16 protein-coding genes are annotated in these 14,757 nt (G+C 47.7%); all 16 read right to left on the reverse strand.

Annotated features, from left to right (window positions below; genetic code table 11):
• Positions 1-8 precede the first annotated feature (8 nt).
• The 16 genes from ACFS25_RS00210 to ACFS25_RS00285 all read right to left on the reverse strand — a co-directional run bounded on the left by ACFS25_RS00210 (position 9) and on the right by ACFS25_RS00285 (position 14,670).
• On the reverse strand, positions 9-383 hold the full coding sequence (locus ACFS25_RS00210) for a RidA family protein (protein WP_381496373.1): 375 nt from the start codon (positions 381-383) through the stop codon (positions 9-11).
• Between the two features lie 137 nt (positions 384-520).
• Positions 521-856 carry a phage holin family protein gene (locus ACFS25_RS00215; protein WP_381496375.1) on the reverse strand — a complete coding sequence of 112 codons (336 nt, stop codon included), beginning with the start codon at positions 854-856 and terminating at the stop codon, positions 521-523.
• An 86-nt stretch (positions 857-942) separates the two neighbouring features.
• Complete coding sequence (gene hisIE, locus ACFS25_RS00220; protein ID WP_381496377.1) at positions 943-1,551, reverse strand: bifunctional phosphoribosyl-AMP cyclohydrolase/phosphoribosyl-ATP diphosphatase HisIE; 609 nt, start codon at positions 1,549-1,551, stop codon at positions 943-945.
• Between the two features lie 16 nt (positions 1,552-1,567).
• Positions 1,568-2,374, reverse strand: coding sequence for a tryptophan synthase subunit alpha (trpA, locus tag ACFS25_RS00225; protein ID WP_381496379.1), 807 nt, complete (start codon positions 2,372-2,374; stop codon positions 1,568-1,570).
• A gap of 53 nt (positions 2,375-2,427) precedes the next feature.
• Positions 2,428-3,627: a tryptophan synthase subunit beta gene (gene trpB / locus ACFS25_RS00230; protein ID WP_381496381.1), complete on the reverse strand. Its 1,200-nt coding sequence runs from the start codon at positions 3,625-3,627 to the stop codon at positions 2,428-2,430.
• 2 nt (positions 3,628-3,629) lie between these two features.
• Entirely contained in the window at positions 3,630-4,274 is a 645-nt protein-coding gene (locus ACFS25_RS00235; RefSeq protein ID WP_381496384.1) for a phosphoribosylanthranilate isomerase, read from the reverse strand.
• Between the two features lie 11 nt (positions 4,275-4,285).
• Complete coding sequence (gene trpC / locus ACFS25_RS00240; RefSeq protein WP_381496386.1) at positions 4,286-5,095, reverse strand: indole-3-glycerol phosphate synthase TrpC; 810 nt, start codon at positions 5,093-5,095, stop codon at positions 4,286-4,288.
• Entirely contained in the window at positions 5,092-6,078 is a 987-nt protein-coding gene (gene trpD / locus ACFS25_RS00245; protein ID WP_381496388.1) for an anthranilate phosphoribosyltransferase, read from the reverse strand. The genes trpC and trpD overlap by 4 nt, the downstream gene beginning before the upstream one ends.
• Before the next feature lie 38 nt (positions 6,079-6,116).
• Positions 6,117-6,683, reverse strand: coding sequence for an anthranilate synthase component II (locus ACFS25_RS00250; protein ID WP_381496390.1), 567 nt, complete (start codon positions 6,681-6,683; stop codon positions 6,117-6,119).
• Between the two features lie 62 nt (positions 6,684-6,745).
• Complete coding sequence (locus ACFS25_RS00255; RefSeq protein ID WP_381496392.1) at positions 6,746-8,182, reverse strand: anthranilate synthase component I family protein; 1,437 nt, start codon at positions 8,180-8,182, stop codon at positions 6,746-6,748.
• Positions 8,183-8,410: 228 nt separating this feature from the next.
• Positions 8,411-9,214 (reverse strand): alpha/beta fold hydrolase, encoded by an 804-nt coding sequence (locus ACFS25_RS00260; RefSeq protein WP_381496394.1) that lies wholly within the window; start codon positions 9,212-9,214, stop codon positions 8,411-8,413.
• Between the two features lie 201 nt (positions 9,215-9,415).
• The gene (locus ACFS25_RS00265) at positions 9,416-10,756 is read right to left on the reverse strand and encodes a family 1 glycosylhydrolase (protein ID WP_381496396.1); all 1,341 of its coding nucleotides are present in this window, start codon (positions 10,754-10,756) and stop codon (positions 9,416-9,418) included.
• A gap of 75 nt (positions 10,757-10,831) precedes the next feature.
• Positions 10,832-12,373: a GMC family oxidoreductase gene (locus ACFS25_RS00270; RefSeq protein ID WP_381496398.1), complete on the reverse strand. Its 1,542-nt coding sequence runs from the start codon at positions 12,371-12,373 to the stop codon at positions 10,832-10,834.
• A gap of 72 nt (positions 12,374-12,445) precedes the next feature.
• The gene (locus tag ACFS25_RS00275) at positions 12,446-13,048 is read right to left on the reverse strand and encodes a gluconate 2-dehydrogenase subunit 3 family protein (protein ID WP_381496400.1); all 603 of its coding nucleotides are present in this window, start codon (positions 13,046-13,048) and stop codon (positions 12,446-12,448) included.
• 40 nt (positions 13,049-13,088) lie between these two features.
• A complete protein-coding gene (locus ACFS25_RS00280; protein ID WP_381496402.1) occupies positions 13,089-13,955 on the reverse strand; it encodes an SDR family oxidoreductase in 867 nt (288 codons plus the stop codon).
• Positions 13,956-14,118: 163 nt separating this feature from the next.
• Positions 14,119-14,670, reverse strand: a complete 552-nt coding sequence (locus ACFS25_RS00285) for a DUF2141 domain-containing protein (RefSeq protein WP_381496403.1) — start codon at positions 14,668-14,670, stop codon at positions 14,119-14,121.
• Positions 14,671-14,757: the final 87 nt, after the last annotated feature.

Genomic DNA, 14,757 nt, shown 5'->3' on the forward strand with positions numbered 1-14,757 from the left:
ATGGGTACTCAAACAAACGCAATAGCGTCTAACTCAATACTGAATCCATAATGCAAAGGAGTAACGGGTACAACGGTACGGGCCGGGCGATGGTCACAAAAGAATTGAGCATACACTTGATTGACCGTGCCCCACGCACTGATATCTGTGATAAAAACGGTTACCTTCAATACGTTGTCTCGTTTGCTACCGGCGGCTTGCAGAATAGCGTCAAGATTGGCTAATATCTGTTCCGTTTGTTCGGCAATAGATACGTCGGCTAGTTTTTGACCTTCGGCAGTAATGGGCAGAATTCCCGCCACATAAATTTGTCCATTATGAATTACAGCCTGCGAATAATGTCCACCCGGAACAGGTGCATTTGGTGTTTGAATAAAGGTCATTGTAAATTATTTTTAGACTGAACAAGCTTGCATGACGTTTGAAGACTGACTTTAAATCTGTAAGTATGATCCTTAAAAATGAAGAATGCCATAACATCAACGTTATGGCATTCTTCATTTTTAACGTAGACCTCTGGTTAGACAATCGCGTCAATTAAAGCCGTTACAATGGAAACGACAAAACTGAAAAGCAGAGCCGCGATGAAACCAGTGACGTGAAAGTTCGGGACTAAATACGCTGTCAGATAAACCATTAAGACGTTAAGAACCAACAGAAACAAGCCGAGAGTAATAATGGTAATTGGGATGGTCAGAACCGTTAGAATGGGTTTGATAAACGCGTTTAACAGACCCAATACGATGGCGACAACCAGGTACGTGCCAGCTCCGCCGGTTACTGAAACACCTGGAATGAAATAGGCAGCGACCCAAACGGCTACTGCGCTGATAAGAATACGAATAATCAGTCCCATGAAAAAAAAATGTGTTTGGTGAGAACATTGCTCAAACATTAGTTTGATGCCTGCCAATGTCGAACAAACTAACCTCAAATCCGAATCTATTGTTTTTTATGCCGTGACTGTAATACCGCCACAATGTCGTCGAGATCCATATTTTTATGCTCCAACAGAACTAAGAAATGGAATAGCAGGTCAGCAGCCTCTCCCTTAAATAAGTCGTCGTTGTCGTCTTTAGCTTCGATTACTAACTCGACAGCCTCTTCACCAACTTTTTGTGCAATCTTGTTCACACCCAGTTCAAATAAACTCGTTGTGTAGGATTTTTCGGATGGATTAACCTTCCGGTCGTGAATGATTCCTTGCAGATAATTTAAGAACTGGCCTTTCCCTTGGTTTACCTCGTCAAAGCAGGTATCGGCACCCGTGTGGCAGGTTGGTCCGGCAGGGGTGGATTTGATCAGTATTGTATCGCCGTCGCAGTCAACTAAAATAGTCTGAACGTGCAGGAAATTGTTGGATGTTTCGCCCTTGGTCCAAAGTCGTTGTTTACTCCGGCTGAAAAACGTCACGATATTCTCGGCGACCGTTTTGTCGTAGGCCGCACGATTCATGTAACCCAGCATCAGAATTTTACCCGTTTCGGCATCCTGAATCACGACCGGAATGAGACCGTCGGGGGACTTATCAAAATTAATCTCGGAATTCATGCCGCAAAGGTAGTCGTTACGCCCGAATCGTTTCTACAAACGCCCGGATGCTCTCCGGAGATGTTCCTTTTTCGGACAGATGCCGGATAAAGGCACTACCAACAATAGCGCCATTTGAGTATTGACTGGCCATATCGAAGGTTTCATGGTTGTTAATACCAAAGCCAATAAGGCGCGGATTTCGCAAATTCATGGCTTGAATTCGCTCAAAGTAGGTCATCATTGAATCGCTGATACCTTTCACCGAGCCGGTTATACTAGCCGAGGATACCATATAAATAAACCCGTCTGATTCCTCGTCAATGAGCCGAATTCGGTCCTCTGTCGTTTGTGGCGTAATAAGGTGTACATTCAAAATGCCATACCGACGGAAAATAGACGCATAGTCATTAAGGTACAAATCCAGTGGTAAGTCGGGCAAAATAACGCCATCAACACCCACTTCCTGACACTTTTGGCAGAAATTTTCAACCCCAAATTGTAGAACGGGGTTGATGTAACCCATTAGTAGAATCGGCACCGTAACTGGCTCACCATATGTAGTGTTACGACAATCAGCTAATTGGGAAAAAAGTGTTTTCAATGACATCCCATTCGCCAATGCGTGACCGTTACTTTGCTGAATAGTTTCGCCGTCGGCAACGGGATCAGAGTAGGGCATCCCAATCTCAACAAGGTCTACACCAGCCGCCTGTAAGCCACGCAGGATAGTCGTTGTATCGTCAAGGTTAGGAAATCCGGCTGTAAAATATACGTTCAGTAACCGCTCACTTTTTTGCGCGAAGAGGTTGCTGATACGATTTTGAGTTAGTTCCTGAGTCATCGGTTATGTAAAGTGGAGTAATATTGCCCGGCGCACCGGCCCGTTTTTACAGGCTACAAAAACTTTGAGTAGGTACTCAAATCTTTATCTCCCCGGCCAGACAGACAAACCACGACAACATCGGTGGGGTTGAGTGTCATTTTCTCAAGTGCTGCCAGCGCATGGGCTGTTTCCAGCGCGGGTATAATGCCTTCCAGTTTACTTAATTGAAAACCCGCATGTAAGGCTTCGCCGTCAGTAATGGCGTAGAAATCACCCCGGCCTGATTCAAACAAATGGGCGTGAAGAGGACCGATACCCGGATAGTCTAAACCTGCCGAGATAGAATACGGCTCCGTTACCTGACCGTCTTCTGTTTGCATTAAAATCGTGCGGCTTCCGTGCAATACACCTGGTTTGCCAAGGGCGGTAGTTGCGGCTGAGTGGCCTGAGTTAACGCCCTGACCAGCTGCTTCGGCTGCGACCAGGCGCACTGATGGCTCGTTTAGATAGTGGTAAAATGCACCAGCCGCATTACTGCCACCGCCAACGCAAGCCACAACATAATCTGGATTCTCACTACCCGTTTTAGCAAAAAGTTGTTTCTTGATCTCTTCGGAAATAACTGACTGAAATCGAGCAACCATATCGGGGTAGGGGTGTGGACCGACTACAGAACCAATGATGTAATGCGTGTCGACCGGGTTATTAATCCAATGGCGCATCGCTTCGTTGGTCGCATCCTTAAGCGTCTGGCTCCCCGATGTTGCCGGAATAACCGTTGCGCCAAGCATCCGCATCCGATCTACGTTTGGCTGCTGGCGTTCCATGTCGATGCTACCCATGTAGACAATGCATTCCAAGCCCATCAGGGCACAGACCGTTGCCGTAGCTACTCCGTGCTGACCCGCTCCGGTTTCGGCCACGATACGCTGCTTGCCAAGACGTTGCGCTACCAGAATCTGGCCAATTGTGTTATTGATTTTATGCGCACCAGTGTGGCAAAGATCCTCACGTTTTAAGTAAATCGTTGCGCCAATATGTGCTGACAGGCGTTTTGCGAGGAACAAAGGCGTTGGCCGCCCAACGTAATCTTCCAGCAATTGCCAAAATTCGGCCTGAAACGTCGGGTCGGCAATAATCTTAAGGTAATTCTGCCGTAGTTCTTCAACGTTCGGATAAAGCATTTCAGGAATGAACGCTCCACCGAAATGGCCATAAAATCCTTTATTTGAGACCTCGAAAGAGGTTTTAGGTTCGAGAGTGGTTTGCATAACTAAACAGTTTCTTCTTCCTCAATTGGCCTCAGCCGAGTAATGAGTTCTTTCACTTGTGCCACGTCTTTTACGCCTGGCTCGGTTTCGACATGGCTATTAACATCGACACCGTAGGGCTTTATGCCTTTCAGCGCAGCTAGCTGGTCGAGGTTGTCCAGACCAATACCACCACTAATGAAAAACGGTTTCTCATTGTCATAACGGCTTAGGATGCTCCAGTCAAACGTAATCCCGTTTCCACCTGGCTGATCGCCTTTAGCATCAAACAGGAAAAAATCGCACTGGGCTTTGTAGTTGTTCAACATCGAGAAGTTGAACGACTCATTAACCCGAAACGCTTTAATAATGTTGATACCCCGATTGCGCAGGCTTCGACAATATTCCGGCGTTTCGTTACCGTGTAACTGCACGTATTGAAAATCATATTTCTTAACGGACCGCAGAATATAATCCGGGCTGGCGTTCACAAACACACCGACCTTTCTAATTGAGCGTGGCAATGCTCTTACAACATCAACATCTAACTCTTCGCCTACAAAGCGGGGTGACTGATCGTAAAATATAAATCCAACAAAATCAGGACCAAGGGCGGCAATCTCTTTCAGGTTGTCGGCATCACGCAGACCGCACACTTTGATTTTCATGGCTGTACAAGTTAAATGGATAACGTATTGTTTATAACGTATTGAGAGACCAAAGAGGCTAATGCATTGGCCGGATCGGTCGTTTTCATGAAGGCTTCGCCAATCAGAAAACCATCGAAACCCGCCCGAAACAGGGTCAACATTGTATCGGCGTCGTGCAGGCCACTTTCAGTTATCTTGGCAAACGTGTCGGGAATCCGTTCCACTAATCGTAGCGATGTTTCGATGGATGTCGTAAACGTTTTAAGGTCACGATTATTAACGCCCACCAAATCGATTGTATGGGTTAGCGAGCGATCCAACTCATCTTCATCATGCACTTCGAGTAATACCTGCATGCTTAAATCGTGCGCCTGAAGACTAAGCTCAATAACTTCTTCGGGCGTTAGGCAAGCGGCAATTAGCAGCACTAGATCGGCTCCCCACGCTTTGGCTTCGAGAAGTTGATACCGATCAATGATGAAATCTTTACGTAAAATTGGGGTTTCCGGATTTGCCAGTCGGGCGGCTTGTAAATCAGCGAGAGTACCGCCAAAAAACGGCTCGTCGGTTAATATCGACAATACTGCTGCGCCTGCCTTTACGTAGCCCTGCGTCGTGATAGCTACGTCGGCCCAATCGTTAATGATTCCTCTGGAGGGTGATTTACGTTTGAACTCGGCAATGATGCCCGTCGAGTGTAAATCCTGTATGGCGTCCCGCGCCGATAACGCCTGGCGTTTGAAATCAGGCATTTGCTCTAGCGACGATACCGAGATGGCCGCTTTTCGCTGTTCTACTTCTATTCGCTTTTGGGCAACTATTTCGTCAAGAATCGTCATGCTATCAATTTCTTAAAACACGCCAACGCCCGTTTGCTTTCCAGCGACTCGCGGGCCATCGCTACGGCCTCTTCGCGGGTTTCGGCTTTGCCAGCAGCCAGCAGCGCCATGGCTGAATTGGCTAAAACTGCCTGCTTTTGAGCCGAGGTGGATTCGTCATTCAGGACGTTCAAAAATATCTGCGCCGACTCGTCTAACGTTTGGCCGCCAGCCAGTGATTCAGGTGTTAAGGTATCCATACCTAATTGCGCTGGCTCAAGGACTTGTTCGGTCATATTACTAATGACTTTGAACGGCCCCGTTAGCGAAATTTCGTCGTATCCATCCAGTGCGTGCAGAATCATAAACCGCTTATCGGTTTGCTGATAAAGGTAAGCATATAATCGCGCCAATTCAAGATTGAACACACCAACAAGCTGTTTAGCAGGCCTTGCCGGGTTAATCATAGGACCGAGCACGTTAAAAAATGTCTTTACGCCCAAATCTCGTCGGATAGGGGCAACATTCTTCATCGCTGGGTGAAACAGGGGCGCGTGGAGGAAACAAATTCCTGCCGTTTCCATCTTGCGTTGCAATTCACCTACGTCGTTGGTGAACTGATAACCAAGTCGTTCCATCACCGTCGATGACCCAACGAGCGACGATACGCCGTGGTTACCATGTTTGGCAACGCGTTGACCGGCTCCCGCTACGACAAATGAAGATAATGTCGAGATGTTAAACGTGTCTTTCCCGTCGCCCCCGGTTCCGCAGAGGTCCATTGGGTCATACGCGTCAAGATCAACGGGTAAACAAAGCTCAAGCATCGCATCGCGGAATCCTTCGAGTTCTTCCAGTCGCAAGCTGCGCATCATGTAAACCGTTAGAAATGAGGCAATTTGGGCGGGGTTATATTCTCCCCGGCCAATGCCGAGTAAGACTTCGCGGGATTGGTCCTTCGTTAAAAATTTATATTCGAACAGGTGGTTCAGAATGGCTTTCATGAAGTCTTTATTTGTAGAAACCGTCGGTGGACCAGTCTCTATATGGCTAACCAATTTTTTATCATCTTCACCCCATTCTCGGTCAGGACAGATTCTGGATGGAATTGCAATCCTTTCACGTCGAAGCGGGTGTGCGACAAACCCATCACGCGGCCCTGCTCATCTATGGCTGTGATTCGCAGGTCGGCAGGTACAGAATCAGGCGCAACAGTCCAGGAATGATAGCGGCCAACAGTCAGTGTGTCCGGGATATCAGCGAAAATTGCTTCAGAAGGGTCAATAACAGTGGCCCGATGCGCGACCCCATGTAACACATCGCCGAGGTTTTCGAGTGTTGCACCATATACTTCGCCAATGCCCTGATGGCCCAGACAAATGCCCAGAATACTTTTTGTTGGGCCATACTCAGCTACTAAACTCTGCATGATACCCGCTTCGGAGGGAATGCCCGGCCCAGGCGAGAGCATGATTTTGTCATATTCCCCAACATCGTCAAGGGCGATTTTGTCATTCCTGATCACCTCTGGCCGATACCCCAGCTCCCGAAGAATATAAACGAGATTATAGGTGAATGAATCGTAGTTGTCTAATACTAAAAGTTTCATAGTTATAGCGCGGGTGGAAACCCGAAATGTGCTTATACAAGCGGGTTCCCACCCGCATTACATTACAATGTTTTTGCCTGTTCAATAGCCATTCGCAGAGCCGCCAGTTTGTTGTGAACTTCCTGTAATTCGCTCTCAACGACTGATTTTGCCACTACGCCAGCACCTGCCTGATAATAAAGCGTATTGTCTTTACTCATAAACGTCCGTATCATAATGCAGTGATTAAATTCACCGTCGAATCCCATATAGCCGATGCTGCCCGCATAAAAACTACGACTTATGTTTTCGTAGCGGTCAATCAATTGCATGGCGTTATGCTTGGGCGCACCCGAAAGTGTTCCCGCCGGGAAGGTTTCAGCCACAATTTGGAGTGGGTCAGCCGTTTCGGTGAGGTCGCCAACGACTTTTGATACGAGGTGAATAACATGTGAATAATATTGCACTTCCTTAAATGTCTCGACGTTCACGACATCGCAATTGCGGCTCAGGTCGTTGCGGGCGAGATCGACCAGCATAACATGTTCAGCCGACTCTTTAGGATCGTCGTAGAGTTTCTGAGCCAGTTCGGCATCGCGAATATCGTCACCAGTGCGTCGGAATGTTCCGGCAATAGGGTAAATCGTGGCTTTGCGATCTTTAACAACAATCTGCGATTCGGGCGAGGAGCCGAACAATTTGTAGTTGCCGTAATCGAAATAAAACAGGTAAGGGGAGGGGTTCAGGGAGCGCAACGCCCGATAAACATTGAATTCATCACCCACAAAGGGCGTAGAAAACCGGCGAGATAAAACAATCTGAAACACATCGCCCCGTTGGCAGTGGTCTTTCCCTTTTTGAATGATTGCCCGAAACTCATCGTCCGTAAAGTTTGACTGCTCTGCCCCCGCCGAACTAAACGAATAAGTAGGGTAGTTTCGCCCTGTAATCAGATCGCTGATATAATCGAGGGTGCTCTCCGATTCGGTTTCGCCATCCTGGAGGTAGCTATGCTCGAACAAATAAAGCTCGTCTTTGAAGTGGTTGATGGCTATTACATACCGATAAACAGCGAAAACAGCCGCCGGAATCTGGTTCTCTGTCGGGACTGGTGCGTGGAGCGAAATGTCCTCGAAACTTTGCACGGCTGGGTAGCCAAAGTAACCAAATAACCCATTGGTAATAAATGAGAATGGAGCTTTCTCGTGCTGAAAACTGTCTTTAAAGTGCTTAAGAGCCGCCAGCATTTCAGGTTCGGGTAACTCGCTTGTCTGTTCATTTCCGCCGGGCATCCTGACTGTTAATAGCTTGGATTCATACGAAAAACGGGCAACGGGATCAAAGGCGATATAGGAGAAACTGTTGTCGTTGCCATGATAATCAGAGCTTTCGAGCAGGATACTATTCAGGAATCGGTCGCGGACGCGCAGATAAATGCTGACCGGGGTGATAATGTCGGCCAGCATCCGTTTGTAACGGCTAACAACGCGGTAAGTGGTTGGGGTCGTGAGGGTTGGCATAGGTTTTAGTTGATTATAGGGCAAAAAATAAGGCTCACCGTGATGACGGTGAGCCTTTATAAAAATTGTTGGTGAACAACAATAGCGGCAACCTTCATCTCATTTGAGAAGAGTGCCACCACCAAATCATATTGTTGACCGAATTATTCATGAGTTTCTGAGCGTGTGCCAGGATCGTCTTGGCGGTTTCTATTTCCGCTTCGACAGCACAAATATAAAACGTTTGTTTTATTCTAGATAAGACTGACCAATTTTTTTCTGAATAAAATCCACTAATTCGTTTGGCGTCTCCCACGGGAGCAGATGCCCGGCTTCCTGAATTGTATCGAACGTAGCATTTTTGAGGTATGGCAATGTCAGGGTTTTTTGAACATCGGGCTTGAGCGCTCTATCAGCCGCGCCGACAATAATTGATACTGGCACGTTAAGGCTATCCATCCGTGCCGAAATATTTTCTTTACTGCCTGCCGTCAGCCAGGCGTTCCAGGCGGCTTGTGATGTTCGCAGATCATCGCTAATAATTTGCTGTTTAATTTTTTCAGAAACGGGTTTGGCCGTGACCTTCTCAAACGTCTGTTCGGCGGCTGACCGCTGGCCATGTGTTGTGAGCATGTCTTTTCGGTCGTCGTCAGAGATGGGTTCAGGAACCGGAGGAGAAGGCGACACTAGTATCAACGACCGAAGCCCAACTGGTTGTCTTGCTGCTAAAGCCAGCGCAACTTTGCCACTCATTGAGTGCCCAACTAACACGAAATCCTGAATGGTTACCGCCCGGATTAAGGCTGCTACATCATCAGCCATATCGTCCACTGAATAGCCGGTGGCGGGTGCTTCTGAATTTCCATGTCCACGCAAATCGATAGCGATACAGCGGTATTGGTTAGCAAGCTGGTTCATGACGGGTTGCCACTCTAAGGCTGAACCACCGAAATAATGCAAAAATACGAGTGTTAACGGGCCGTTGCCTTTCTCGACATAATTGATATTAATGCCATTAATGTTGATCTTAACGTTGTTAGTTGCGTATTTCATTGAACCTGAACGGTAAGGTGAACCGATTAAAGCCAGTCGGTAGAGGAACAACGGAAAATAATCAGTAAGCTGGTTCGCGATGGGTCGCACTTCCAGATCCGAACGACCAAAATACAGGTGTTAGCAGGCTGCTACCTTTCTCAAGAAAATCAATATTAACACTGTGAGTGTTGGCGTTAATATCGTCAGTTGTCTATTTCATTAAACCTGAACCTTGAGCCGGGCCGGACGATCCGTTATTTCGAGTACCTCCCCATAAGGAACAATAGTAATCTGCCCGAACTCATTCAACAAGCTTTTATACGCTTCGGCTACAGGACGCGGTTTGCGGTCGAGGTCGTACAGGCCGCATGCGTTGACATTATTATTCAACTCACCGAGTTGCGTATCCCAGTCAATCTGGTCAATCAAACTATACCAGGTAAATCCCAAAACGGGTATACCATCCCGACGCATACGCATAATACTAACCCACTGCTTATTTAGCCAGATGGGCGCTTGGTCGGCCTCAAATACATTAGTCTCTGTATGCATGACCGGCATTCGATACCGCTCGTAATAGTCTTTCGTAATCTCGTACCAGCCCAGTACATCCATCGACGTTTGGATGGACCCGTCTGCCAGTTTAATGCGCTCATTACGACCGTAGTAGTCATTACCCATAATCTGGTAGCCAGGGGGCTTGCCCGTCATAAACCAAGCGTATTCTTCGCGGGTCATACCATTGTCCAACAAATACATGCCGACCGTAGCCGATGGCGGATTTGCGTATAGAAGGTCTAATGACAGAAAGCGCAGTTCGTTTTCCAGGGCGACCTGTGGGGAAGGCTTTGCATAGAGTTCATGCGTAAATTCTGCGCTTTCACTTTGCACAATCACGCAGTCGTTACGGCGTTTGGCAATCTGCTGATTTCCCATAATGCTGGCTGCTGCGCAATGCTTAAGAGCCGTAACAAAGCCCTTGTCTGTTTTGAGCTGCTCATTCCAGACACCATCTTTTGCGCTGATTCGAGCTGTAACGTATATTTCATTTACAGGCGTATAAAAGCGTACCCACGGATAGCGGTCGGCTACAGCTCCGGCATATTCGGCAAAGTGAATGGGTAATTCGGGATTTTGAAAATTGCCAACCCAGTCCGGCACACCAAAATGCATTAAGTCCAAAATTGGCGTAATACCAAGTCGTTTGATTTCAGCCATGACTTCGTCGGCAAAACTCCAATCGAACTTACCCGGTGCCAGATGAATGCTATAGTAGGGGAGGCCGTACCGCAGTACCTTCAATCCCATCTCTTTCACAAGTCCCAAATCTTCGCGCCAGCGGTCATAGTGACCACATTCGCGAAGCTGGTCCCGGCGGATTTTCCCATGCTGAATAGTTGGGTATGAGCATTCGATACCCGTCGCAAACATAAAATTAGACGGGTTGTTATCGGGTAGGCCACTGCCATCATGACCTTTGGCTCCACCAAACTGGTCGCCATCATAATTGCCGTCACCGAACGTTTTTTTGATATGATCTAAAAATCCTTTTTCAGGCATAAGATGTAATGCGGACGGAACCCGCTTTTGTCTAGTACGGTTTGCGGATTTCCACCGTAGGGCAGACCGCCCACCTTATTTCCACTGCTCTAAAAACTGGTCGGCTGTTCGAAGCGACAAAGCCATAATTGTTAAAGCCGGGTTTACACTCAAAGCACTTGGAAACGTAGAGTTATCACTGATGTACAGGTTTGGAATATCGAATGATTGTCCATCGGTATTGACAACGGCTGTCTCGGATTTGGTACCCATACGGCAAGTTCCAATAACGTGCGCATTACGAGGGAATGCCCAGACGTTTTTGGCCCCTGCTGCGGCCCAGATATCACGCATTATCTTATCGGCATGCGCTGACATTCGTTTTTCGTTTTCGCCATTAGAAAAGTAGATACGCGGTTTAGGTATGCCTCGGATGTCTTTCTCATCAGATAATTCCAAATAATTATGCGCGTAGGGCAGGCAGTCGCCGAGAATATTGATACCCGCTACATGGTTGTAGGCTAACGCTGCCCGCTTCAATTCAGCCCCCCACAATCCGCGACCCCGCGCCATTTGTGTCAGGTAGGTAACGGGCATTACACCAATTGACTGAAGTAGATATCCCCCCGCAAAATCGGCCTGTCGGGGCCGATGTGTGTCTTCTGAGATCAATGCGCCGGGAATACCCTTATACGGTCGCACATCGTCGTCAAATTCGCCCCAGATCTGTAGTGCCGTGTGCGCCATTACATTCTTGCCAACCTGTCCGCTGCTGTTGGCTAGATCGTTGAGAAGTAAGAGTCGAGCGGTCTCAATAGTGCCCGCGCACAAAAACACATACCGACATCGTTGCCGTTCTTCCTGCCCATTGCGGGTGTAGACAACTTCACTGATTTTACCTGATTCTGTTTTTATTAACTGCGTCACGAAGCATTCCGGGCGGATTTCTGCTCCGTAATGAATAGCCAGTGGAATGTACGTAACGTCCATACTAGCTTTTGCCCCAATGTTGCAGCCAGCCTGACAGAAACCCCGGTTTGCGCAGGCGGGTCGATGGCCGACACCCTCCTGATAATAACCTGCCGATAGAGCTGCATTCGCTGCGGGCGACGTTTTTATTCCCAAATCTTTACAGCCTTTTGCCATTAACTGGCCCGCTCCGTTGATGGGCAGTGGACCCAGCGCATAGGCACGTTTACGATTTGGCCCCCAGGGGTAAGATGCTGGTCCAGAAATACCCAGAAATTGCTCGACTTCGTCGTAATACGGTTCGAGCTGATCATAACCGATGGGCCAGTCTTCACCCACACCAAAATCTGTGCGAAGCTGGAAATCATCGGGTTGGGCGCGGGGAGTGTAAGCGGTATAATGTAGTGTTGAACCACCAACGCCAGTGCCGGAATTATTACTTCCAAACGGTAAGGGATCGTTGCCTGCACTGAGTCGCTCATCGTTCCAGAATAGCTTTTCCTGTGCTTTCTCGTCAGTGGCGAAATCACGGGAAGGGTTCCAGTGTTTACCTGCTTCGAGGGCAACAACTTTCAATCCTGCCTTCGCTAGTCGTGCTAATAGAGGAGCACCGCCTGCACCAGTGCCAATTACAACAGCGTCAACGGTTTCGGTAATAGAATAGGGCATCTTATAAATAATGTAGGACGGATAATGAAAACAGCTTAGAACAGATGTGACGTGTTCATTACCCAGTCAACATTATTTCGTATTTATCAATCGTGGTTCGCGGTCTTCTAACAGATTCAAGCCAATACGCTGCCAGGTTGGTACGTCGGCCATTCCGACATACCCAATTTCCTCCTGCGCTACAGGATGACTGTAGTAGTTGTTGACGGCTTCGGCTAGCAATTCCTCGAAAAAGCGGTTGGCGTCTAGTCGTTGCCATGTATCACCAGCCGCTTTCTTCGTCTGAATAGCTTGTAGAATAATGTCCTTTTGTTCAGCGGAAATGTTTTGAAATGATTGCTGAAATGTCAATTGGGCACTTTCGTCAATACCTTTTAAACCCATTTTGTACGCGTCTCCGTCGGCGGGCATAGTATCATATCGCCAGCCATCAGATTTGTTCTCACTTAACCGTTTATCAATATTGCCCGCAATGTCAATCGGTTCTGAACGATCATCCTGCGGAATTAACCGAGCACAAACGGCTTGTAGAAGCGCAAACTCATCGGCTGAAAAGAAGGATGGCTGATGTGTTGGCGTATTTAAGCGCTCAGTCAATGCCTGCCGCGTAGCTTCTGTAACCAGATCGGTATCGAGTAAGGCACGGACGGTCCCGGCGGGATAGTGGTTATGCATGAGTTTGTTTTTGATTAGCCCGGTCTGGATATATCAATGTTTATCCTAGTTTTCCGCCCGTCACTTCTACAATGCTGCCGGTCATAAAACTTCCTTCGCTAGAGGCCAGCAACACATAGGCAGGAGCTAGTTCTTCAGGTTGTCCGGGCCGGGCGAGAGCAACTTCATGACCAAAATTCTTGACTTCGTCTTCGGGCATTGTGGCGGGAATATTGGGTGTCCAGACGGGGCCGGGTGCGACACAGTTGACACGGATATTACGCTTGCCCAATTGGATAGCCAATGATTTAGTGAACGAATGAATAGCGCCTTTCGTAGCGGTGTAATCCACCAGAATCGGATTGCCAACGATACCGACGATACTTCCTGTATTAACAATAGCATCGCCTTCATTCAAATGGGGAAGCGCAGCCTGAGCCATGAAAAAATAACCCAGAATATTCGTGTCGAATGTGCGCCGAAGTTGCTCTTCCGTAATATCTTCCAGCGTTGACTGCGCCATTTGATAGGCCGCATTGTTGACTAGGATATTTAGCTTGCCATACCGGTCAACCGTTTGCTGAACGGCGTCTTTGCAGGCGGCTGAACTGCGAACATCAGCCTGAATTACCAGACACGAGCGCCCTTTACTTTCAACGATGCGTTTGGTGTACTTAGCGTCGTCGGTATTTTCGTTGTAAACAATGGCTACATCGGCTCCTTCCATTGCAAAAGCAATAGCAACAGCCCGCCCAATTCCCGAATCGGCCCCGGTAACGATTGCTATTTTGTCGGTGAGTTTACCGGCTGGTTTGTAATTAGATAAGTCGCTATCAGGAGCTGGATTCATATCCGACTGCCGAGCCGGGTAGGGGAGTTGCTGACCAGAAATCTCTTCGGATTTTGGGCGAAATTCAGTTTGATTCATAAGGGCGTTGAGTAAGTAAGCAGTTTGCTGTCAGTTTCTGTGAACAGACTGCGTAGTCGAACTTCTAAACTGCCGTTAACGCCTTTTGTTAGCGTAAAATCAAAATGAGTCGCCTATGGGGTAGGCGACTCATCTATGTGGCATGTTATTTGTTCGGGAACTACTACATTTCGAGCATATTTATGCGAATGCTGTCATCCTTGGTCAGTTCGAATGAAGATTGATCAAAGTCGGGCGGCCCCATTAGCGTAGCTACATTCGAGAAGCCAAATGGTTCGTTGGGCATCCGTCCCGAAAAATCCATTTTCTGATTATCGTTTAAATCCTGATAGACTCGTACAGCGTAGCGTCCTGGTGCCAATCCCTCAAAGGTTAAAGTGATTTCGCCCGAGGCTGGTACGTCGATCATTTTTCTCTGAAAGGATTCCCCATCAAAACTGGCTTTGTCGTTGGCCAGCCCTATGTATAATTTTCCCGTACGTTTATTGACATTCGCTACCACAACAGTCAGTTTGTACGTAGCTGTTGATGATTTAACGGAAGTTGCCGCAACGGAAGTTGCCGCAACGGAAGTTGCCGCAACGGAAGTTGCCGCAACGGAAGTTGCCGCGACGGGTGTTGATGTAGATGGGGTTGTCTGTTGGGCAAAACAAGGCTTTGCCATACTGCTGATAAATAGGGCAGTCGTAAGAATTGTAGTGATGAGTGTTTTCATGAGGCTGATTAGAAAGGTTGTTTGAGTGTTACCATTTGTTCGACAGAACAAACATAAGGACTTCCTAATTCCCACTACCATTGGAAG

This window comes from Spirosoma flavum, from assembly GCF_042686045.1.
Taxonomy (GTDB): domain Bacteria; phylum Bacteroidota; class Bacteroidia; order Cytophagales; family Spirosomataceae; genus Spirosoma; species Spirosoma flavum.

Coding starts and splice junctions, on each gene's coding strand:
- trpD (WP_381496388.1), bottom strand. CDS start 6,078: ATGAAAGCCATTCTGAACCACCTGTTCGAATATAAATTTTTAACGAAG.
- trpC (WP_381496386.1), bottom strand. CDS start 5,095: ATGACGATTCTTGACGAAATAGTTGCCCAAAAGCGAATAGAAGTAGAA.
- ACFS25_RS00215 (WP_381496375.1), bottom strand. CDS start 856: ATGGGACTGATTATTCGTATTCTTATCAGCGCAGTAGCCGTTTGGGTC.
- ACFS25_RS00280 (WP_381496402.1), bottom strand. CDS start 13,955: ATGAATCAAACTGAATTTCGCCCAAAATCCGAAGAGATTTCTGGTCAG.
- ACFS25_RS00265 (WP_381496396.1), bottom strand. CDS start 10,756: ATGCCTGAAAAAGGATTTTTAGATCATATCAAAAAAACGTTCGGTGAC.
- ACFS25_RS00275 (WP_381496400.1), bottom strand. CDS start 13,048: ATGCATAACCACTATCCCGCCGGGACCGTCCGTGCCTTACTCGATACC.
- ACFS25_RS00210 (WP_381496373.1), bottom strand. CDS start 383: ATGACCTTTATTCAAACACCAAATGCACCTGTTCCGGGTGGACATTAT.
- trpB (WP_381496381.1), bottom strand. CDS start 3,627: ATGCAAACCACTCTCGAACCTAAAACCTCTTTCGAGGTCTCAAATAAA.
- ACFS25_RS00270 (WP_381496398.1), bottom strand. CDS start 12,373: ATGCCCTATTCTATTACCGAAACCGTTGACGCTGTTGTAATTGGCACT.
- ACFS25_RS00285 (WP_381496403.1), bottom strand. CDS start 14,670: ATGAAAACACTCATCACTACAATTCTTACGACTGCCCTATTTATCAGC.
- trpA (WP_381496379.1), bottom strand. CDS start 2,374: ATGACTCAGGAACTAACTCAAAATCGTATCAGCAACCTCTTCGCGCAA.
- ACFS25_RS00255 (WP_381496392.1), bottom strand. CDS start 8,182: ATGCCAACCCTCACGACCCCAACCACTTACCGCGTTGTTAGCCGTTAC.
- ACFS25_RS00250 (WP_381496390.1), bottom strand. CDS start 6,683: ATGAAACTTTTAGTATTAGACAACTACGATTCATTCACCTATAATCTC.
- hisIE (WP_381496377.1), bottom strand. CDS start 1,551: ATGAATTCCGAGATTAATTTTGATAAGTCCCCCGACGGTCTCATTCCG.
- ACFS25_RS00260 (WP_381496394.1), bottom strand. CDS start 9,214: ATGAAATACGCAACTAACAACGTTAAGATCAACATTAATGGCATTAAT.
- ACFS25_RS00235 (WP_381496384.1), bottom strand. CDS start 4,274: ATGAAAATCAAAGTGTGCGGTCTGCGTGATGCCGACAACCTGAAAGAG.